This window comes from Parageobacillus caldoxylosilyticus (assembly GCF_019272935.1).
In the GTDB taxonomy this organism is placed as follows: Bacteria; Bacillota; Bacilli; order Bacillales; family Anoxybacillaceae; genus Saccharococcus; species Saccharococcus caldoxylosilyticus.
In genome coordinates, this window is sequence record NZ_CP040553.1 from 3,128,124 (window position 1) to 3,149,218 (window position 21,095).

At 46.4% G+C, this 21,095-nt stretch carries 13 protein-coding genes, 6 tRNA genes, 2 rRNA genes and 2 pseudogenes; 19 read left to right on the top strand and 4 right to left on the bottom strand.

All coding sequences use genetic code 11. From position 1 onward, the window contains the following. The first annotated feature begins 19 nt into the window (after window positions 1–19). From BV455_RS16140 to BV455_RS16155, 4 genes are read left to right on the top strand one after another with little or no spacing between them, the layout of a single operon-like run. On the top strand, window positions 20–1,204 hold the full coding sequence (locus BV455_RS16140) for a galactokinase (RefSeq protein WP_218687401.1): 1,185 nt from the start codon (window positions 20–22) through the stop codon (window positions 1,202–1,204). After that, a complete protein-coding gene (galE, locus tag BV455_RS16145; RefSeq protein ID WP_081161785.1) occupies window positions 1,201–2,187 on the top strand; it encodes a UDP-glucose 4-epimerase GalE in 987 nt (328 codons plus the stop codon). The genes BV455_RS16140 and galE overlap by 4 nt, the downstream gene beginning before the upstream one ends. Beyond that, window positions 2,148–3,707 (top strand): UDP-glucose--hexose-1-phosphate uridylyltransferase, encoded by a 1,560-nt coding sequence (gene galT, locus BV455_RS16150; RefSeq protein ID WP_218687402.1) that lies wholly within the window; start codon window positions 2,148–2,150, stop codon window positions 3,705–3,707. The genes galE and galT overlap by 40 nt, the downstream gene beginning before the upstream one ends. Before the next feature lie 28 nt (window positions 3,708–3,735). After that, window positions 3,736–4,761, top strand: a complete 1,026-nt coding sequence (locus tag BV455_RS16155; protein ID WP_218687403.1) for a LacI family DNA-binding transcriptional regulator — start codon at window positions 3,736–3,738, stop codon at window positions 4,759–4,761. 17 nt (window positions 4,762–4,778) lie between these two features. Here BV455_RS16155 and BV455_RS16160 read toward each other — a convergent pair whose 3' ends face one another. Both BV455_RS16160 and BV455_RS16165 read right to left on the bottom strand, forming a co-directional pair. Continuing rightward, entirely contained in the window at window positions 4,779–5,222 is a 444-nt protein-coding gene (locus tag BV455_RS16160; protein ID WP_218687404.1) for an Hsp20/alpha crystallin family protein, read from the bottom strand. An 81-nt stretch (window positions 5,223–5,303) separates the two neighbouring features. After that, window positions 5,304–5,585, bottom strand: a complete 282-nt coding sequence (locus BV455_RS16165) for a hypothetical protein (protein ID WP_218687405.1) — start codon at window positions 5,583–5,585, stop codon at window positions 5,304–5,306. A gap of 461 nt (window positions 5,586–6,046) precedes the next feature. On the opposite strand from BV455_RS16165, the gene BV455_RS16170 reads away from it, so the two are divergent. The 11 genes and pseudogenes from BV455_RS16170 to BV455_RS16220 all read left to right on the top strand — a co-directional run. Then, a 16S ribosomal RNA gene (locus BV455_RS16170) occupies window positions 6,047–7,602 on the top strand. Window positions 7,603–7,623: 21 nt separating this feature from the next. Continuing rightward, window positions 7,624–7,806 (top strand): hypothetical protein, encoded by a 183-nt coding sequence (locus tag BV455_RS16175; protein WP_190977588.1) that lies wholly within the window; start codon window positions 7,624–7,626, stop codon window positions 7,804–7,806. Between the two features lie 88 nt (window positions 7,807–7,894). Continuing rightward, window positions 7,895–10,825: ribosomal RNA gene (locus BV455_RS16180) — 23S ribosomal RNA — on the top strand. Together the 16S and 23S rRNA genes form the textbook arrangement of a ribosomal RNA operon. A gap of 59 nt (window positions 10,826–10,884) precedes the next feature. After that, window positions 10,885–11,046, top strand: coding sequence for a hypothetical protein (locus BV455_RS16185; RefSeq protein ID WP_190977367.1), 162 nt, complete (start codon window positions 10,885–10,887; stop codon window positions 11,044–11,046). Further along, window positions 11,026–11,100, top strand: a tRNA-Gly gene (locus tag BV455_RS16190). Before BV455_RS16185 ends, BV455_RS16190 begins: the two co-directional genes overlap by 21 nt. Before the next feature lie 9 nt (window positions 11,101–11,109). Then, a tRNA-Arg gene (locus BV455_RS16195) sits at window positions 11,110–11,183 on the top strand. 111 nt (window positions 11,184–11,294) lie between these two features. Further along, window positions 11,295–11,359 (top strand) — tRNA-Trp (locus BV455_RS16200). A 41-nt stretch (window positions 11,360–11,400) separates the two neighbouring features. Then, window positions 11,401–11,471 (top strand) — tRNA-Cys (locus BV455_RS16205). Between the two features lie 15 nt (window positions 11,472–11,486). Continuing rightward, window positions 11,487–11,557 (top strand) — tRNA-Gly (locus BV455_RS16210). 391 nt (window positions 11,558–11,948) lie between these two features. Next, window positions 11,949–12,025, top strand: a tRNA-Arg gene (locus tag BV455_RS16215). Window positions 12,026–12,193: 168 nt separating this feature from the next. Beyond that, window positions 12,194–13,470 (top strand): annotated as a pseudogene (locus BV455_RS16220) (PhoX family protein); the annotation flags it as partial. A gap of 72 nt (window positions 13,471–13,542) precedes the next feature. Here BV455_RS16220 and BV455_RS20475 read toward each other — a convergent pair. Next, window positions 13,543–13,677 (bottom strand): annotated as a pseudogene (locus tag BV455_RS20475) (IS3 family transposase); the annotation flags it as partial. A 337-nt stretch (window positions 13,678–14,014) separates the two neighbouring features. Between BV455_RS20475 and BV455_RS16230 the strand changes: the two are divergent. Next, on the top strand, window positions 14,015–16,774 hold the full coding sequence (locus tag BV455_RS16230) for a dynamin family protein (protein ID WP_218687406.1): 2,760 nt from the start codon (window positions 14,015–14,017) through the stop codon (window positions 16,772–16,774). A gap of 241 nt (window positions 16,775–17,015) precedes the next feature. Here the strand turns inward: BV455_RS16230 and BV455_RS16235 are convergent, their stop codons facing one another. Beyond that, a complete protein-coding gene (locus BV455_RS16235; RefSeq protein WP_017436068.1) occupies window positions 17,016–18,257 on the bottom strand; it encodes an aminopeptidase in 1,242 nt (413 codons plus the stop codon). A gap of 188 nt (window positions 18,258–18,445) precedes the next feature. Here BV455_RS16235 and BV455_RS20695 point away from each other — a divergent pair, with 188 nt between their 5' ends. From BV455_RS20695 to BV455_RS16245, 3 genes are all read left to right on the top strand, one after another. Next, window positions 18,446–18,577, top strand: a complete 132-nt coding sequence (locus BV455_RS20695) for a hypothetical protein (protein ID WP_268801780.1) — start codon at window positions 18,446–18,448, stop codon at window positions 18,575–18,577. A gap of 316 nt (window positions 18,578–18,893) precedes the next feature. Further along, window positions 18,894–20,060 (top strand): NAD(P)/FAD-dependent oxidoreductase, encoded by a 1,167-nt coding sequence (locus BV455_RS16240; protein ID WP_218687407.1) that lies wholly within the window; start codon window positions 18,894–18,896, stop codon window positions 20,058–20,060. 57 nt (window positions 20,061–20,117) lie between these two features. After that, complete coding sequence (locus tag BV455_RS16245) at window positions 20,118–21,083, top strand: ornithine cyclodeaminase family protein (RefSeq protein ID WP_218687408.1); 966 nt, start codon at window positions 20,118–20,120, stop codon at window positions 21,081–21,083. Window positions 21,084–21,095: the final 12 nt, after the last annotated feature.

The window sequence follows — 21,095 nt, forward strand, 5'->3', positions numbered from 1 at the left end:
AAGTTTAGGAGGCATAACGATGATTGCGAAATTAAAAGAAGAGCTAATTCAGCTATTTGGTGGGAGGAATGAGGAGATTCAGGTATTTTTCGCCCCCGGCCGCGTCAACTTAATCGGCGAGCATACCGACTATAACGGCGGGCATGTGCTGCCATGCGCCTTGGAAATCGGCACATATGCGCTCGTACGCAAAACAGCCAATCCGTTTATTCGCTTTTACTCAAAAAACTTTCCAGAAACAGGGATCATTACGGTGTCTTATGATGATCTATCTTATCAAGATAAGCATGGGTGGGCGAACTATCCGAAGGGAATTATTGCTGCGTTTCAGTCGTTTTGTCCGATCGAGACGGGACTCGATATTTTGTATTACGGGACGATCCCAAACGGCGCCGGATTATCGTCGTCCGCTTCCATCGAGCTGGTAACGGCGGTCATGCTTAATGAACTATTCGCACAGCATATCGATATGCTTGAACTTGTGAAATTGAGTCAAAAAGTAGAAAATGAATATGTTGGCGTCAATTGCGGCATTATGGATCAGTTTGCCGTTGGAATGGGAAAGCGAAACTATGCAATGCTACTAAACTGCCAAACATTAGAGTACCGCTATTTGCCCGTTTCGATGAACGATTGTTCGATTGTCATCGCCAATACAAACAAAAAGCGCGGTCTGGCCGATTCGGCGTATAACGAACGGCGGGCGACGTGCGAGGCAGCTTTGGCGAAATTGCAGAAACATACAAACATTGCCTCACTGGGTGATTTGACAAGCGAGCAGCTGGAAGAGTATAAGCATCTTCTTTCCTCGTTTGAACAAAAGCGCGCCCGCCATGCGGTGACGGAAAACGAGCGGACGGTGGAGGCGGCGGCAGCGTTGGAAAAGGGAGATTTGTCCCGCTTTGGCGAACTGATGAAGCAGTCACACATTTCGTTGCGCGATGACTATGAAGTAACAGGGGTGGAACTAGATACGCTTGTCGAAGCGGCGTGGAAGCATGAAGGAACGATCGGCGCCCGCATGACAGGGGCCGGTTTTGGCGGCTGTACGGTGAACATCGTGAAAGATGCGTACATTCCTTCTTTTATTGAACAAGTAGGAAAAGAATATGCGGGAAAAATTGGCTATGAAGCTAGTTTTTATGTCGTGAAAATTGGCGACGGGGCAAGAGAAATAACAGAAACAAAGGAGATGAGCGTATGATTCTTGTCTGCGGCGGCGCGGGCTACATCGGCAGCCATGCGGTATACCGATTGATCGAAAAAGGTGAAAAAGTTATCGTTGTCGATAATTTGCAAACCGGTCATCGCGAGGCCGTTCATCCAGAAGCAGTCTTTTATCAAGGCGATATTCGCGACCGCGCGTTTTTGCGCGACGTATTTCGTAAGCATGAGATCGATACGGTGATTCATTTCGCCGCCAACTCCCTTGTCGGCGAAAGCATGCAAGAGCCGCTCAAATATTACGATAATAACGTGTACGGTACGCAAGTATTGTTAGAAGTGATGAATGAGTTCGGCGTGAAACAAGTCGTGTTTTCCTCTACAGCGGCAGTGTATGGAGAACCGAAACACATTCCAATTGTGGAAACCGACCCGACGATGCCGACGAATACGTATGGGGAAACGAAGCTGGCGATGGAAAAAATGATGAAATGGGTCGACCGCGCTTACGGAATCCGCTATATTTCGCTGCGTTATTTTAACGTCGCCGGCGCTTACGGCACGTTGATCGGTGAAGATCATGACCCGGAAACCCATCTCATTCCATTAATTTTAAAAGTGCCGCTCGGCCAACGTGATGAGATTCATATTTTTGGCGATGATTACGATACCCATGACGGCACTTGCATTCGCGACTATATTCACGTGCTCGATCTCGTTGACGCCCACATTCTAGCGGTGGAAAAGCTGCGGAGCGGTGCGGAAAGCAACGTGTACAATTTAGGAAACGGCAACGGCTTTACTGTTAAAGAAGTGATCGAAGCGGCACGGAAAGTTACCGGTCATCCGATCCCGGCGCGCGTTATGGCGCGGCGCCCGGGCGATCCGGCGAAGCTTGTCGCATCCGCGGAAAAAGCCAAACGCGAGCTCGGCTGGGAACCAAAATACACATCGATTATCGATATTGTCGCTTCCGCATGGGAATGGCATCAAGCGAAACCATACGGATATCGAGGTGCGTGACGGTGGCGGACATTTTGACGGCGGTAGAACAGCTGATCCAATACGGGGTAAAAAGCGGCCTGCTTCATCGCGAAGATATTGTTTACGCGCGCAATCGCCTGTTGGCGGCGCTGCGGCTGACGGAGTGGAAGCCAGTCGAGGTAAAGGACACGTCCTTTGCCTCTCCTTCTCCGATCTTAGAGACGATTTTAGACTGGGCGTATGAACATGGTCTTTTGGAAACGAATACAATGACAGAGCGGGATATATGGGACGCCAAGCTGATGAACTGTTTAATGCCGCGTCCATCCGAAGTAATCCGTGAATTTTATGCCAAGTATAATAAAGAACCGAAACTGGCAACCGACTGGTTTTATTCCTTAAGCAAAGCGTCCAATTACATTCAAACAGCGCGGATTGCGAAAAATAAACACTGGAAAGTGAAAACGGCGTATGGGGAGCTCGATATTACCATCAATTTATCGAAACCAGAGAAAGATCCAAAAGAAATCGCCAAGTTAAAAGACGCTCCGGCATCTTCGTATCCGCAGTGCTTGTTATGCAAAGAAAATGAAGGATACGAAGGGACGTGGCATCATCCGGCCCGCTCGAATCACCGCGTCATTCCGATTACGTTATTGGACGAGACATGGTATTTCCAATATTCTCCGTATGTTTATTACAACGAACATTGCATTGTGTTCCATGCCGAGCATGTGCCAATGAAAATGGAACGGAAAACGTTCGCGCGCTTACTTGATTTTATCGAAAAGTTTCCGCACTATTTCATCGGTTCGAACGCCGATTTGCCGATTGTCGGTGGTTCGATTTTAGCGCACGATCATTTTCAAGGCGGAAACTATACGTTTGCGATGGAAAAAGCCGAAATCGAAGAATACATCTCGTTTTCATCTTTTCCATCATTGACAGCAGGGATTGTGCGCTGGCCGATGTCAGTGATCCGCCTGTGCGGCAAAAAAGAAGAAGTGCTTGAAGCAGCGGATTGCATTTACGAAACGTGGCGGACGTATAGCGACCCAAGCGTCGATATCTATGCCAACAGCGGCGATGTTCCGCATAATACGGTCACCCCCATCGCAAGACGCCGTGGCGATTTGTTTGAAATGGATATCGTGTTGCGCAACAATCGAACATCACGTGAACATCCATACGGCATTTTTCATCCTCATGAAGAATTGCATCATATTAAAAAAGAAAATATTGGCTTAATTGAAGTGATGGGGCTTGCCGTGCTTCCGGGAAGGCTGGCCGGCGAATTAGATGCATTGGCGACATATCTTGTCCGAAATACGAAAAAAGATGAGTGGGACAAAACGCTTTTAAAACATTGGAATTGGTACGAGCAAATCCGTGCCGCTTATCCGAATATAACAGAAGAAAATGTATCGGACATTTTGCAGCACGAAGTAGGGCAGCGTTTTATCACCGTCCTAGAACATGCCGGCGTGTTTAAACGCAATGAGAAAGGAAAACAGGCATTTCGCACCTTTTTGCGGAAAGTGCAAAAGAAGTTGTCATAATCAGGAAGGAAGGGATCTGTTTTAACCAATGGCGACATTAAAAGAAATCGCAGAAAAAGTAGGAGTATCAGTGGCGACGGTGTCGCGTGTGCTTAATTATGACACCACCTTGTCGGTGTCGGATGAAACGAGAAAACGCATTTTTGAAGTAGCCCAGCAGCTAAACTATAAAACGCTGAGGGAACGCAGCCAGCAGCCGAGGGAATCATTTCGTTTCGGGCTCGTTCATTGGTACTCCGAACGGCAAGAAATGGATGATCCGTACTACATGGCGATTCGCTTAGGGGTCGAAAAAGAATGTTTTGAACGTGGAATCGAATTAGTAAAGCTTTTTAAGCAAAACGGCTCCTACCCAACGGAACGGATGGAACATTTAGACGGCATTATCGCCGTCGGAAAATTTGGACCGAAAGATGTCAACGCGTTTGCCTCCAGCACCGAACATATTGTCTTTGTCGACTGCTCGCCGGACGAGCGGAAATTTGACTCTGTCGTCATCGACTTACGCAAGTCGACGATTACAGTGTTAGACTACCTGTTTGAACTAGGCCATCAAAAAATCGGTTATATTGGCGGACGGGAATATGTAGACGGCGAAATGCCGATTCACGATGAACGCGAGGCAACATTTTATGAATATTTATACTTAAAAGGACTGTATGATTCACGATATGTATGGACAGGCAGCTTTACCGCCGAAGACGGTTATCGATTAATGAAACAAGCCATTTCGAGCAACGACCTTCCAACTGCGTTTTTCATCGCCAGCGATTCAATGGCGATTGGGGCGCTGCGCGCGCTCCATGAAGCGCACATTTCCGTCCCTCGTGATGTATCCATTGTCGGGTTCAATGATATTCCAACGGCGGCATTTATCCACCCGCCATTAACAACGGTAAAAGTATATACAGAGTTTATGGGGGAGACGGCGGTAGAGTTGTTGGTGGAACGATTGACAACGAAGCGGGCCATTTGTAAAAAAGTAGTGGTACCGACAGAGCTAATCGTGCGAGAAAGCAGTCAAGCCCGTTTAAAAGGGAGCGGCGAAAAATGACCAGCTCCCTTTTTGCATCAATGAAATTCGATATCAACGCGTTTTTTTGGACTTGATGTTGTTTTTGGAATATGAATGTCGAGCACGCCGTTTTTATAGGTGGCTCTAATATTGTCAGTCGCTGCATCCGATGGCAGTGTAATAGAACGTTGGAAACGACCAAAGAAACGTTCGCGGCGATGCATTTGTTCTTCTTTAATGTTTTGATCTCGTTGAATGGTGCCGCTAATCGTTAAAATATTGTTGTTTACATCGATGTGTACGTCTTCTTTTTTCTCTAGACCAGGAAGATCGCACGATACGACATATTCGTTTTCTGTTTCATGCATATCCATGCGCGGCATCCCGATATGGTCGTCCATATGGGTGAAGAGAGAAGGGAAATCGGTTGAAAGAAATCGGTTAAGGTCTCTGCGCATCGTTTCTAAATGGCGAAATGGGTCATAAGGAATCAAAGCCATTAGCAGTGTCCTCCTTTGATGGTGAAGATGATTTGCCATCAAATAGTGTGCTTCGGGAGGTGCTGTTTTATGCAAAAAGCGTTATTGCTTTAATTGCTCCATCACGTTGATATAAATATGAATTAAAGATAATTTTTCATGATCGGACAAATCGGCATTCATAATTCTTTTGACGGCATAATAAAATTTTACTTCCGCAGACTGACGTGTGCGCGGATGGGTCATTTCATCGCGCAGTTCTTTGGCGATCGTTTCGTAAAGAAGTGTTTTGCTTTCCTGTTCATTCAATGCTTCCGTCGTCAAAGAACGGTTCATCCATAAGCGGCGGTATGTTTCGAGCAATGAGGAGAAAGAATGTTCCATAACATATGTACTCCTTTCTTCATACCCAACGGATTGATGATTGGCAAAAAGGTTTCGACGATTATTATAATATACGTTATTATTAATGTAGATAATGTGGGAACCGGCGGCGGAAAATAAAAATATATTGACAAAGCATAAGTGGGTTAATAAAATAAAATACGTCGCTTGAAAAAGACAAAGTTACTTAAGCTCAGATGAGTTAAAAATTATTGACAAATAATAAAATTTGAGTATAATTAATTATGTCGCGACGATATTGTTGCGATGTTAATTAGATGTTAATTAAAAGTAAATGATTATTGACAATCTTGAATATTTAGTTATAATATGATTGTCAGACGGATGAAACTTTAATGTTCCTTGAAAACTGAACAAAACGAAGCGTCCACACAGAAAAGCTGAAGCGCCGCAACACCTTACGGTGTCGGTGCTGAAGCTGAAAACAAGCCAATCAACTTTCTATGGAGAGTTTGATCCTGGCTCAGGACGAACGCTGGCGGCGTGCCTAATACATGCAAGTCGAGCGGACCGAGCAGGAGCTTGCTCTTGTTCGGTTAGCGGCGGACGGGTGAGTAACACGTGGGTAACCTACCCGTAAGACCGGGATAACTCCGGGAAACCGGAGCTAATACCGGATAACACCAAAGACCGCATGGTCTTTGGTTGAAAGGCGGCTTCGGCTGTCACTTACGGATGGGCCCGCGGCGCATTAGCTAGTTGGTGAGGTAACGGCTCACCAAGGCGACGATGCGTAGCCGGCCTGAGAGGGTGACCGGCCACACTGGGACTGAGACACGGCCCAGACTCCTACGGGAGGCAGCAGTAGGGAATCTTCCGCAATGGACGAAAGTCTGACGGAGCGACGCCGCGTGAGCGAAGAAGGTCTTCGGATCGTAAAGCTCTGTTGTTAGGGAAGAAGAAGTACCGTTCGAATAGGGCGGTACGGTGACGGTACCTAACGAGAAAGCCCCGGCTAACTACGTGCCAGCAGCCGCGGTAATACGTAGGGGGCGAGCGTTGTCCGGAATTATTGGGCGTAAAGCGCGCGCAGGCGGTCCCTTAAGTCTGATGTGAAAGCCCACGGCTCAACCGTGGAGGGCCATTGGAAACTGGGGGACTTGAGTGCAGAAGAGGAGAGCGGAATTCCACGTGTAGCGGTGAAATGCGTAGAGATGTGGAGGAACACCAGTGGCGAAGGCGGCTCTCTGGTCTGTAACTGACGCTGAGGCGCGAAAGCGTGGGGAGCAAACAGGATTAGATACCCTGGTAGTCCACGCCGTAAACGATGAGTGCTAAGTGTTAGAGGGGTCAAACCCTTTAGTGCTGTAGCTAACGCGTTAAGCACTCCGCCTGGGGAGTACGGCCGCAAGGCTGAAACTCAAAGGAATTGACGGGGGCCCGCACAAGCGGTGGAGCATGTGGTTTAATTCGAAGCAACGCGAAGAACCTTACCAGGTCTTGACATCCCCTGACAACCCTGGAGACAGGGCGTTCCCCCTTCGGGGGACAGGGTGACAGGTGGTGCATGGTTGTCGTCAGCTCGTGTCGTGAGATGTTGGGTTAAGTCCCGCAACGAGCGCAACCCTCGCCCCTAGTTGCCAGCATTCAGTTGGGCACTCTAGGGGGACTGCCGGTGACAAACCGGAGGAAGGTGGGGATGACGTCAAATCATCATGCCCCTTATGACCTGGGCTACACACGTGCTACAATGGGCGGTACAAAGGGCTGCGAACCCGCGAGGGGGAGCCAATCCCAAAAAGCCGCTCTCAGTTCGGATTGCAGGCTGCAACTCGCCTGCATGAAGCCGGAATCGCTAGTAATCGCGGATCAGCATGCCGCGGTGAATACGTTCCCGGGCCTTGTACACACCGCCCGTCACACCACGAGAGCTTGCAACACCCGAAGTCGGTGAGGTAACCCGCAAGGGAGCCAGCCGCCGAAGGTGGGGCAAGTGATTGGGGTGAAGTCGTAACAAGGTAGCCGTACCGGAAGGTGCGGCTGGATCACCTCCTTTCTAAGGATGTTAACGTGAAAGGTGGACGCAGAGTTTTGTTCAGTTTTGAAGGAATATAACTATTCCTTCAAGAGTTTTGCGCCTGCGTCTTCCGGTGAATTCAAAGAAGCTGGATTCCTCGGCGCAAGGCAGCAAAGAAGTGAATTCAAGGCAGTAGCCTTGTTCAGTTTTGAAGGAATATTAGTTATTCCTTCAATGGTTTAGGTCTGTATCTATAAGCAGATGCAGAAAATAAGTTCGTTCCTTGAAAACTAGATAACCGAAAGGAAGAAGCCGAGAAGCGCTGATTGTTGGTTAAGTTAGAAAGGGCGCACGGTGGATGCCTTGGCACTAGGAGCCGATGAAGGACGGGGCAAACGCCGAAACGCTTCGGGGAGCTGTAAGCAAGCGTTGATCCGGAGATGTCCGAATGGGGGAACCCACTGCCCGTAATGGGGCAGTATCCATACCTGAATCCATAGGGTATGGAGGGCACACCCGGGGAACTGAAACATCTTAGTACCCGGAGGAGAAGAAAGCAAACGCGATTCCCTGAGTAGCGGCGAGCGAAACGGGAACAGCCCAAACCAAGAGGCTTGCCTCTTGGGGTTGTAGGACCACTCACATGGGAGTGACAAAGGAACGGGGTAGACGAAGCGGTCTGGAAAGGCCCGCCAGAGAAGGTGACAGCCCTGTAGTCGAAACTTCGTTCCCTCCCGAGTGGCTCCTGAGTACGGCGGGACACGGGGAATCCCGTCGGAAGCAGGGAGGACCATCTCCCAAGGCTAAATACTCCCTAGTGACCGATAGTGAACCAGTACCGTGAGGGAAAGGTGAAAAGCACCCCGGAAGGGGAGTGAAAGAGAACCTGAAACCGTGTGCCTACAAGTAGTCAGAGCCCGTTAATGGGTGATGGCGTGCCTTTTGTAGAATGAACCGGCGAGTTACGATGGCGTGCGAGGTTAAGTCGAAAAGACGGAGCCGCAGCGAAAGCGAGTCTGAATAGGGCGTATAGTACGTCGTCGTAGACCCGAAACCAGGTGATCTACCCATGTCCAGGGTGAAGGTAGGGTAACACCTACTGGAGGCCCGAACCCACGCACGTTGAAAAGTGCGGGGATGAGGTGTGGGTAGGGGTGAAATGCCAATCGAACCTGGAGATAGCTGGTTCTCCCCGAAATAGCTTTAGGGCTAGCCTCAAGGGAAGAGTCTTGGAGGTAGAGCACTGATTGAGCTAGGGGCCCTCATCGGGTTACCGAACTCAGTCAAACTCCGAATGCCAACGACTTATCCTTGGGAGTCAGACTACGAGTGATAAGATCCGTGGTCGAGAGGGAAACAGCCCAGATCACCAGCTAAGGTCCCAAAGTGCACGTTAAGTGGAAAAGGATGTGGAGTTGCCCAGACAACCAGGATGTTGGCTTAGAAGCAGCCATCATTTAAAGAGTGCGTAATAGCTCACTGGTCGAGTGACTCTGCGCCGAAAATGTACCGGGGCTAAACGTGCCACCGAAGCTGTGGGATGACCGTTGGTCATCGGTAGGGGAGCGTTCTAAGTGCACCGAAGCGAGACCGGAAGGACTCGTGGAGCGCTTAGAAGTGAGAATGCCGGTGTGAGTAGCGAAAACAGAGGTGAGAATCCTCTGCACCGAAAGCCTAAGGGTTCCTGAGGAAGGTTCGTCCGCTCAGGGTTAGTCGGGACCTAAGCCGAGGCCGAAAGGCGTAGGTGATGGGCAACAGGTAGAGATTCCTGTACCACCTCCTCACCGTTTGAGCGATGGGGGGACGCAGGAAGGTAGGGCGAGCAGGCTGCTGGAATAGCCTGTCCAAGCGGTTAGGCTGCCAGATAGGCAAATCCGTCTGGCGCAAAGGCTGAGCCGTGATGGCGAAGGGACCATCGGTCCCGAAGTCCCCGATCCTACACTGCCAAGAAAAGCCTCTAGCGAGGTGAGAGGTGCCCGTACCGCAAACCGACACAGGTAGGCGAGGAGAGAATCCTAAGGTGCGCGGGAGAACTCTCGTTAAGGAACTCGGCAAAATGACCCCGTAACTTCGGGAGAAGGGGTGCTCTCTTGGGTGATGAGCCCGAGGGAGCCGCAGTGAAAAGGCCCAAGCGACTGTTTATCAAAAACACAGGTCTCTGCGAAGCCGAAAGGCGAAGTATAGGGGCTGACACCTGCCCGGTGCTGGAAGGTTAAGGGGAGCGCTTAGCGAAAGCGAAGGTGCGAACCGAAGCCCCAGTAAACGGCGGCCGTAACTATAACGGTCCTAAGGTAGCGAAATTCCTTGTCGGGTAAGTTCCGACCCGCACGAAAGGTGTAACGACTTGGGCACTGTCTCAACGAGAGACCCGGTGAAATCATACTACCTGTGAAGATGCAGGTTACCCGCGACAGGACGGAAAGACCCCGTGGAGCTTTACTGCAGCCTGATATGGAATTTTGGTATCGCTTGTACAGGATAGGTGGGAGCCTGGGAAGCCGGAGCGCCAGCTTCGGTGGAGGCGCCGGTGGGATACCACCCTGGCGGTATTGAAATTCTAACCCGCACCCCTTATCGGGGTGGGAGACAGTGTCAGGTGGGCAGTTTGACTGGGGCGGTCGCCTCCCAAAAGGTAACGGAGGCGCCCAAAGGTTCCCTCAGAATGGTTGGAAATCATTCGGAGAGTGCAAAGGCACAAGGGAGCTTGACTGCGAGACGGACAGGTCGAGCAGGGACGAAAGTCGGGCTTAGTGATCCGGTGGTTCCGTATGGAAGGGCCATCGCTCAACGGATAAAAGCTACCCCGGGGATAACAGGCTGATCTCCCCCAAGAGTCCACATCGACGGGGAGGTTTGGCACCTCGATGTCGGCTCATCGCATCCTGGGGCTGTAGTCGGTCCCAAGGGTTGGGCTGTTCGCCCATTAAAGCGGTACGCGAGCTGGGTTCAGAACGTCGTGAGACAGTTCGGTCCCTATCCGTCGCGGGCGCAGGAAATTTGAGAGGAGCTGTCCTTAGTACGAGAGGACCGGGATGGACGCACCGCTGGTGTACCAGTTGTCCCGCCAGGGGCACCGCTGGGTAGCTATGTGCGGAAGGGATAAGCGCTGAAAGCATCTAAGCGTGAAGCCCCCCTCAAGATGAGATTTCCCATCGCGTCAAGCGAGTAAGATCCCTCGAAGATGACGAGGTCGATAGGTCCGAGGTGGAAGCGTGGCGACACGTGGAGCTGACGGATACTAATCGATCGAGGACTTAACCACGAAAAGCGGAGGACGCCCGCCTATCGGCGACACGCGCTGGAGGGCCCGTGAGGAGGCTGTTGCCGCCGCAACGGGACCGAAGCGTCGCGAGCCGATGGCGTCCGGAGCTAGACAGTACGAAAAGCGGAGGCGCTTGGCTTCTTCCAAGCAGACGGTTATCTAGTTTTGAAGGAATGAACAAAATATCACTATGTTATGATGCGGAAGTAGTTCAGCGGTAGAACACCACCTTGCCAAGGTGGGGGTCGCGGGTTCGAGTCCCGTCTTCCGCTCCATCCTTATTTGCGCTCGTAGCTCAATTGGATAGAGCATCTGACTACGGATCAGAAGGTTAGGGGTTCGAATCCTCTCGAGCGCGTTTTCAGTAGTGAAAGTTGTTTTAATACATACATGCCAATGGATATCTAAGATTCTTCGTACATAGTTGCAGAACGAAATTTGATGCAAAATTCTTCGATAAATGGGGTTTAAGGGCATAGTTCTAGCACAGAGCCTCCAAAACCTCCGGTGTGGGTTCGATTCCTGTTGCCCTTTTATAAAGCAAATAATTATTTTATGTGTTATTTATCTTTTGCGGCGGCATAGCCAAGTGGTAAGGCAGAGGTCTGCAAAACCTTCATCCCCGGTTCGAATCCGGGTGCCGCCTTCTAGTTTCAGCCGTGCGGGTGTAGTTTAGTGGTAAAACCTCAGCTTCCCAAGCTGAAGTCGTGGGTTCGATTCCCATCACCCGCTTTATTTATGTGTCCTAGTAGCTCAGCGACGAGCGATACATCTTATGAATTAGCTACGAGTTGTCCCGACGCATTTAGCATCCTCGAATCTGCTGGTAGAGGAAGGGACAGCAAAACAATTGGAAAACGAAAAATAAAATCTAGCGTGAATATTGTTATGTCCTAGTAGCTCAGCTGGATAGAGCAACGAGCAACACATCTTTGAATCCACTTCGAGTTGTCTCGACGCGCTCAACTTCCTTGAATCAGCTGGCAGAGGAAGAGACAGGATAGAGCAACAAGCGTTACATTATTGAAGTTATTGCTTATTGCGAGTTGCCCCGACGCATCTCACTTATCTGAATTCGTTAACAGAGGAAGGGGCAGCGAAGCTAAAGAGTGTATAATACCATGTCCCAGTAGCTCAGCTGGATAGAGCAGCGGCCTTCTAAGCCGTCGGTCGGGAGTTCGAATCTCTCCTGGGACGCCATTACATAAGTCGATCGCTAACGCTTCCAAACGTCTGCGGCGTTTGCCGCAAACGAGGGAAGCGTTTTTTCTTATGCCAGCCATCGCTCAAGGCAATGTCATAAAAGCGCTCCAGCTAGTTTGTCCAGGCAGTTCGGAGTTTAATAGATAATGTGAATTTGACACACCAGATAAGCTTAGTCAATCAACAGCCCATTTAAAAGATTTTGCAAAGCTATATTTTGATGACGAGAAAAAGGCAAATCCTTATTATTACGGCTTTATTCCTGAAGTGATGGTCAGTGCTGATGGCATGACGCGCGTCGTGAAGCATTACAGCACCGGACGTCGTTCCAATGAAATGATGATTGTAATGCCGGATGAGCGTACCGCTTATTTTGGTGACGACGGCGAATATACAATGCTGTTTATGTACATAGCTGATAAACCGCGTGATTTGTCAGCCGGCACCTTATATGCGGCGAAATTTACGCAAACAAGCGCAGAAAATGGCGGGGCCGGCAATTTAGAGTGGATTAAACTTGGTCATGCTACAGATAAGGAAATTAAATGGATCATTGATAAAGGCATTACATTCAGCGATATTTTTGAAGTGTCCAATGACCCAAAAGAAGGGTTTACTGCAGTTAAGCAATACTCAGGACAAGGTACAAACTATGGTAAAATAGAATACTTGAAATTGAAGCCGGGAATGGAAAAAGCAGCTGCATTTTTGGAAACTCGCCGTTATGCAGCGATGTTAGGAGCAACAAGCGATTTTAATAAAATGGAAGGCTTAGCGGTGAACGCGAAAGACAAAAAAGTATATGTAGCGATTTCTGATATAAGCAAAGGTATGGAGAAAAACGATCAAGACCCAACGGACCACATTCAATTGCCGAAAGTGAAAGCTGGTGCGGTTTATGAGTTAAACTTAAAGCCAGGACAAAAGACCATAGCTGGTGAATCGATTAACAGCAGATATGTAGCTGCTTCTATGAAGGCGCTTCTTGTCGGCGAAGATTTAGCTCAACCTGACGCTTACGGCAATAAAGCAAACGTGAATAAAATTGCTGGTCCGGACAACTTAAGCTTCTCTGAGGATTATCGCACATTGTTTATCGGGGAAGACAGCAGCCAACATATTAACAATTTTGTATGGGCGTATAACGTCGATACGAAAAAGTTATCCCGCATTTTATCCGTTCCGGCTGGTGCGGAGGCAACGGGGCTTCAAGCGGGGCCGATAGCCGAAATGAATTTAGCTACGTTATGAGCAATTTTCAGCATCCAGGGGATGAATTAGACAATTTTGCGCCGACAGCGGTAAACATTGATGATGTGAAAAAAGCCATCGACGCAACATATGGAATTGATCAGGCCGGTGCTGTTGGTTATATCCAAGGACTGCCGAATATCGAAAAACTAAAACAGCAAAAAGCTCAACAGAGCAAAAAGAAAAAATGAAAGATAACAGAAAGTCTGTCCTCTGCACATAACCCTGTCAAGTAGACAATGAAAAAAGAGTATATCAACTGCGGCCTTTTCTCGATATTCCATCGGGGAAAGGCCGTTCAGTTTTTCTGGAAAACGATTGTGAATGTAAAAATGAATATACTCCTGAATAGCCTGATACGACTGTTCGATCGTTTTTGGGCGTACTAATACAATTTCTCTGTGTTAAAATTAAAATATTGAGGTTATGTTGAAATAATCACGGAAAAACATCGCTTTAAAACGGAGCAAAATGAGGTAAATCGAAAAAATTTTCGGTTAACGCATCCAGCACGAATCGAAGCTGTATTATTCTCACGAGGGAGGATTGTGCAGCTTTTTTACATTTCCATTCAATTAATAACATAATTTAGCTGAAATGTTACACGATGATAAAAATCTGTATTATAAATGAAAACAATTTGAAACCTTGTTGCAAAAGTAAGTCTGCTAGAATATTAAGGATGGAAACAAGAAAATTTTAATAGGGATTAAATATATAGGTCGGGTGATAGACATGGCGTTAGAGAATCAAGAGAATCAACTGATCAAAAAAACATTTTATGAAACATTTATGGAAGCGGATGAAAAAAATCCTGTCCGTGTGCTCGGAGAAGCGTTTCTTGCCGGGCATAAAGATGGGGAGGCTGACATTTCCACCATCCGTTTTGTCCAAGGAGAAGTATATTTTCATAACAAAGATTATGAAGCAGCTATTTTCAAATGGGAAAACGTTCATAATGATTTAGAACCGTGGGCGAAAAAAAATATAGCGGATTGTTTTTATGAACTCGGACAATTATCAACGGCTGAAGAGATTTATAAATCCATTGATACGGAAAGCAGTGTCTTACAATCAGAAGTTGCATTGCAATTGTTTTCGCTTTACATAGATCAAGGCAGACTTGAAGATGCTGATCAAGTGATTAAAAAAGCGGTATCCTTTAATCCGGACTATCCGAATGTTACTGACATTGCTCGTGCTTTTTTCGAAAAACACAAGGATTGGAAGAGCGCAATTGAACTGACAGTAAATGAAGCGATCCGGACAGAGTCTCATCATTGGTTTGATATTTTAAAAACATATGCAAAACAAGGATTAACAAAAATTTTTGAACCGCATTATTTTTCAAAATGCTTAGCCGTGTTATACCAAGTGGATCAGACAAGATTTGAACAGATGGTTGAGGCATTGTGGAATGGTTATAAAAACGAGCGTTCCTATTTTTCATGGCTGAGGGAATTTAACCACCTTTTCTTAAATCTGGATGCAAGCCGGGAACAGTCTTGGAAAAAGCTGTCAACCCTTTATCAGGAAGCGTATTTTGAATTAATCGATGGAAAGTATTTAATAAAAGAATTGGAGGAGATTATTCCGAACATCTTAACGAACTGGCTCAAAATAGCTGATTATTCTCATGCTTTATTTGCTTCTGCAGCGGTATTGGCATGGAGCGAGAAATTTCCATCCAGTATTAGCCCAGAGGTTGTCAATGATGCCGAAAATCTTATTTTCCATTCCCGCAATGAGACAGATGGTTTGGAATACAGCCTTACATTATTCGATTCCATCGTAAAATGGGCGGAAGCGCAGCATGTTGATCCAGGTCACCGCTTCAGATGGATCATCCGAGAACTGGTTGATTTTGAAACACATCATTTATTTGTAGTTGGAACTTCCGGAAATGGAAAGTCTGCTTTTATCAATTCGGTCCTCGGAGAAAATATCCTAACTGCTCCGACATCATCCGTTATTGTATTTAAGGGGGATGATGAGACGGAGATTAGAAAGATATCCGATGAAGAATTAACAACATTTTCAAGTTTCCAGGAATTCCAGGAGGCAGTAGATAGGCGGCTGAATAAGGCTTTTGACAATGCGATTATGGAGTTCTCTCTTCCATCGCCAATTTTGCAGAAAAACGGGCTGGTTCTTATTGATACGCCGGGATTTAGCGACCGTAATCATATTGAAGGTGAAGCGTTGAAATATCTGCACTTTGCTGACAGTTTATTATTTGTTCTTGATGCGAACGATCCTTTTACCGAAAAAGAACAAGAGATCCTAATGCAGATTCGGGAATATGCGCCTAATCTTCCAATTCATTTTCTGCTCAATAAAATTGATGAAATTTATGATGAACATGAAGCCGCCAAGATTATTGAAGACACTCGTTCGAGAGTTCGGGCATATGTTCCTGAGGCTCGGGTGTTTGCCTATTCATCACGTTTAAGAAGCAGAAAACAGCAAAATGATCTAGCAGAGTTCTTGAAAAACTTGAACCGACAAATTGCGGAAGACGATCGAATTGAAAAAATATTAATCTTTACTCGTCAATTAATCAGCCATTTATTGGATAAACGGGCAGAAATGGAAAACAGCCTGGCTGATTCGATTAAATGGAATGAAGAAATGGTCACAAAGCTAAATGGTGCAATCCATCAATTAACTGATTTGAAAGAAGAAAAAGCGCGAATTATCACGAGAACGTTCCATAAAGTCTTGGAGGAAATCAGGTCGGATCTATCGGAAAATATTCCGAGAATTTTACGAGAAACTTCGGATATGATTCGAGAAGACAGCGATTTCCGTAAACTTCACCTGGAACTAAATGATGAGATGAATCGGAGAGTACGTGCTTATGTAAATGATACGGTCTTGCCCGAACTTTATCGTTCTCTTCAGGAATGGATTTTAACGGCAAATGACGAGCTTAATCAATGTCAATCTTTCCTGGATGAAATAAGCGATGGGTTTAATGCGATGTATGGGGAAGATCGGCTTAAGCTGAATTGCGACTTTAAAGTGCTTGATGACTGGCGCCGGGATGCAGACCGGATGACGAGCGGCGTGCAAATGGAGAAGGTGAATATTTTTCTCCGCCGCACACCGTATCAAATTTTATTGAAAAGTGCCGGCAAGCTGTTTGGAGCCTTCCAGCAAAACCATGCGATGTTATATAACAAATACAAGCAGTTTGTTGAAAATCAGGATTATTTAGACGTTGTTGAATCCATTGTGAACAAGTTGCTTCTGCAATTCGAACTGTTTGAGAAATCGCTAGAACGGGATATTTCGATCTTCTTCCGGGACCCATTTGCCGCGTTGAATCAAACGGTGGAAGAAACGAAAAAAGAAATCAGTGAAAAAGAAGAAGAGCTGGAGAAAATGAGATCGAATCCGGAAGCATACCGCGATCCGCTTACATTGTTTGAAATAAAACTCCGCCAATACGAGTGGATGACCATTTCCGCAAAAGGAGTTCTTCAAGTATAACGAGATGGAACGAAAAAATCGGCCCATGGGCCGATTTTTTTCGTTGTGAAAATGTTTTCATCGTTTTGTGAATGCGAAAGTAATATGCGAACGATTAAGACACTCTTCTATAGTATTACATTCAATCAATATAGCTACGTCCTCTCAAGTATGCAAAAAGACGTGGCAGTAAGTTAGATAACTTATTTAAAGCGTAAATTCTCCGTTTTGTGACCAACATGTGGTAAACGTATCACTTCCATTATTTCCATTCAAACGCCCAATTTCCGTTGCGGAAAATCGGTTCGCGTTTGCCGTCTTTCGTAACGCCATCGATGTTTAATTCGGCAGAGCCAATCATAAAATCTTCATGGATGAGGCTATCGTTGACACCATGTTTGTCGAGTTCTTCTTTGGACATGGTGGTGCCGTTTTGAATGTTCGTCGGATAGGCCTTTCCAAGCGCCAGGTGGCACGCGGCGTTTTCATCGAATAACGTGTTATAAAAAATTAGATTGGACATGGAAATTGGCGACTGATGCGGCACTAACGCGACTTCCCCCAAGCGGCGTGCGCCTTCATCCGTATCTAATAAATGTTTTAATGTTTCATATCCTTTTTCCGCGGTAAAGTCGACGACTTTGCCGTCTTTAAATGTCAAAGTAAATCCGTCGATCAAGTTGCCGTTATAATTGAGCGGTTTAGTATTCCGTACCTTGCCATTGACCCCGTCTTTATGCGGCATCGTAAACACTTCTTCCGTCGGGATGTTCGGGTTAAAGCGAACGCCTTTCTGGCTGACGGCCGCACCGCCATGCCATACATGGTTTTCGACCAGTTCGATCGTTAAGTTCGTTCCCGGCGCTTCATAAATGAGCTGCTTGTATTGTTTTTCATTTAAATAATCGACGATTTTGGCGAGTTGGTCGTTGTGTTGCTGCCACGCTTGGATCGGATTGTCCTGGTCGACACGGGTAATGCGGAATATCGCCTCCCATAGCTTGTCGATCGCTTCTTCTTCACTGAGGTCTGGAAATATTTTTTTCGCCCAGGCTGGCGTTGGGACGGAAATAAGCGACCAGCAGTTTTGGTCGGCCATTAGTGCGCTGCGATAGTTGTTTAACGCTTTTGATGCCGTTTTATTGGCGATGGCGATTCGGGTTGGATCCACATCTTTCAATAAATCAGGATTTGGCGAATAAATCGATAAAAACGCCGCCCCTTCCTCGACAAGCTGCTCCATGCCTTTGGCCCGCCACATTGGATATTCTAAAAATGCTTCGTCAGGAGCATATTTGAATTTAATGTATGTAAGATCTTCGTCATTCCATTCGACATAGACGTGTTTGGCGCCGACTTCATATGCTTTTTTTGCAATTTGCCGCACGAGCGGCGCGGCTTCAAGCGGGGCGTTCACAAAAAGCGTTTGCCCTTTTTGGACGTTGACGCCGACTTGAACAGCAAGCGCGGCATATTTTTCCAAATTTTGCTCTCTATTGCTCACGTTCTTCACTCCCTGCTTTTCGTATTATGTAGAACTTTATTATATATGAAGAACTCGGAACATTCAAACATTTGGAAGATGAATTGGTATTGTGAAAAGACGAAGGTAAAACCATTGATTTTAGTTTAACGTTTTTCTCAAGAAGTTTCTCGCCTCGAGATGAAATGTAGGTAGAAGAGGTTTATTCAATGGATTTTTTCATCATCATTCAGCTCGAATATTATTTTACTTTCTACCAATCATCGTCCAAAACGGTTACGGTTGCCAAAATAACGAATCAATTGCCAAACTCCTCTACTTTGTTTAAGAAAGGTGCATAATGATTGTAGATACAGAATAATTTGAATAATAACAAAAATGTTTATCGGATTTGTTTCGTTGGAGAAAAGGAAATCGAAATACTGCGTAGTCTATTTGCATCGTCCTTACCGACGATGCACCCAATAGACATCGGCCAGTATAGTCATTTTGCGTGATGATGTATACTGGCTTTTTGTTTTGCCGTGATCATTTCGTTTACAAAAGGAGGGAGCATTGTCGCGAGTTATTTTTATTGTTGAAGGGCGTGCGTACAACGAATGAGCGGAAGTCATAATAGGCAGACAGGGCTGATATGTCTATGAAGGGGGGAGAAATTTGATGAAAACAGCGGATATTATCATTGTCGGCGGAGGAGTAATGGGATCGAGTGTAGCTTTTCATCTTCGAAAAATTGGCTTTGATGACAGAATTATTGTATTTGAAAAAGATCCTTTGTACGAGTTCTCGTCTACGCCAAGAAGCGCGGGAGGAATTCGACAGTTGTACACAACGCCGATTAACATTCGATTAAGTCGATATAGCCTGCAAGTATATAAGCAATTTCCGCAAACGATGGCGATCGATGGCGAACCGGCGGAGATTCATTTTCGTCAAAACGGATATCTCTTTTTGGCTACGAAAGAAATGCTTCCATCGTTGAAAAAACAATGCTCGCTGCAAAACCGATACGGTGTTCCGTCACAGGTATTATCAGCCCAAGAGTTATTGGACATCATTCCAGAACTAAATATCGATGATTTAGCGGGCGGGCTTTATTGCCATGAAGATGGCTATTTAGATCCTTATTTGGTGATGCAAGGGTATAAGAAAAATGCGCAGCGATTAGGAGTGGAATATATTTATAAAGAAGTAGAAACGATCACCACCGATGAAAACAAAGTGAGCGGAGTTCGGCTCGTAGACGGCACCGTGTATCACTCTTCGATCGTGATCAATTGCGCTGGGGCATGGGGAGTATATCTTAGCGAAAAAATCGGCGTTCCGTTACCGGTTCATCCGTTAAAACGGCAAATTTTCCAATTTGATATAGCAACACCGTTAAAAAAGGAATTGCCGCTGACCATTGATCCAACCGGCGTGTATTTTCGCCATGAAGGAAGTAAAATTTTATCGGGCTTTTCCGAAGATACAAAGCCGGGAATTGATTTCACCGTGACACGTTCCTTGTTTTATGAGCAAATGTGGCCAATTTTGGCGCATCGCATTCCAAACTTTGAAGCGGTGAAGATAACGGCGGCGTGGGCAGGGCTGTATAGCTTTAATACGGCAGACCATAACGCCATTATCGGAAAACACCCGTCACTGCATGGGTATTATATGGCGCTCGGATTTAGCGGGCATGGCATGCAACAGGCGCCGGGAGTCGGTATAGGATTGGCCGAATTAATTTATTACGGAAAATATAAAACGATTGATCTCACCCCTTTGCGTTTCGAACGATTCGCGGAAAACGATTTAGTGTTGGAAGATGCTGTTGTGTAAATGCTGTAAGGCAAGAGCAAGGCCAGTTTCCATAAAGAGGAACGGAGGATACGCATCATGTTAGTGCTTGATGAAAAAGCAATGCTCGAAACCGTTTCGATGAAAGATGTCATGGAAGCGATGAAGCGGGCATACTGTCTCTATGAAAATAAACAGTACGAAATGCCGCTAAGAACTCAGCTCCAAGACAATGAAAATACGTTTTTGCTAATGCCTTCGATTGCCCATCAATCGTTTAGTTTGAAAATTGTAAACGTTTTCCCTAATAATCGACAGCATCCTGTAACGCAAGGAATGGTTATATTAATAGACCGTCAAACCGGAAGCGCAAAAGCGTTGCTCAATGGTACCGTTTTGACCGGTCTGCGCACAGGAGCAATCGGAGGGATGGCGGTAGATTATTTATCTCCAGCCGATGTCAAAACCGTCGGGCTAATCGGTACCGGATATCAAGGGCTATATCAATTGCTGGCCGTTTGCACGATTCGCAGCATTGACCGCATTTACTTGTATAATCGAACATCTTCAAAGTATCCCGCTTTTATTGCTGCACTGAAAAACCGTCTTCCATCCGAAGTGGAAATCCACATTGCCGCTCAGCCACTCGATTTAGTTCAGCAATCCGACATCATCATCACTGCTACGACATCATCAACGCCTGTGCTGCCAGATGAAACAAATATATGGAACGGCAAATTAATTGTTGGAATCGGCTCATACCAACCTCATATGAGGGAATTTCCTGATGCGTTATATAAAAATGCGACATGCATATTTGTCGACACGCTGGATGCCATAAAGGAAAGCGGAGATATCCGCTATCCAATGGAAAGGAGTTGGTTAACCGAATTGCAAATGATTGCTTTTTCTAAAGTCGTCACAAACAAGGTAAACCATACTTTTCAAACGGATTGTCCGACTATCTTCAAGTCTACTGGTATGGCGCTGTTTGACCTTGTTGTTGCGGAAATGATGTATGAAAGAGCGATTGCAAAACAGACGGGTGCGTACGTCCATTTGTAAACCAGTCAAAAA

Coding starts and splice junctions, on each gene's coding strand:
- BV455_RS16140 (WP_218687401.1), top strand. CDS start 20: ATGATTGCGAAATTAAAAGAAGAGCTAATTCAGCTATTTGGTGGGAGG.
- BV455_RS20695 (WP_268801780.1), top strand. CDS start 18,446: ATGGATTTTTTCATCATCATTCAGCTCGAATATTATTTTACTTTCTAC.
- BV455_RS16160 (WP_218687404.1), bottom strand. CDS start 5,222: ATGGCTTTGATTCCTTATGACCCATTTCGCCATTTAGAAACGATGCGC.
- BV455_RS16230 (WP_218687406.1), top strand. CDS start 14,015: ATGGCGTTAGAGAATCAAGAGAATCAACTGATCAAAAAAACATTTTAT.
- BV455_RS16155 (WP_218687403.1), top strand. CDS start 3,736: ATGGCGACATTAAAAGAAATCGCAGAAAAAGTAGGAGTATCAGTGGCG.
- BV455_RS16245 (WP_218687408.1), top strand. CDS start 20,118: ATGTTAGTGCTTGATGAAAAAGCAATGCTCGAAACCGTTTCGATGAAA.
- galT (WP_218687402.1), top strand. CDS start 2,148: ATGGCATCAAGCGAAACCATACGGATATCGAGGTGCGTGACGGTGGCG.
- BV455_RS16165 (WP_218687405.1), bottom strand. CDS start 5,585: ATGGAACATTCTTTCTCCTCATTGCTCGAAACATACCGCCGCTTATGG.
- galE (WP_081161785.1), top strand. CDS start 1,201: ATGATTCTTGTCTGCGGCGGCGCGGGCTACATCGGCAGCCATGCGGTA.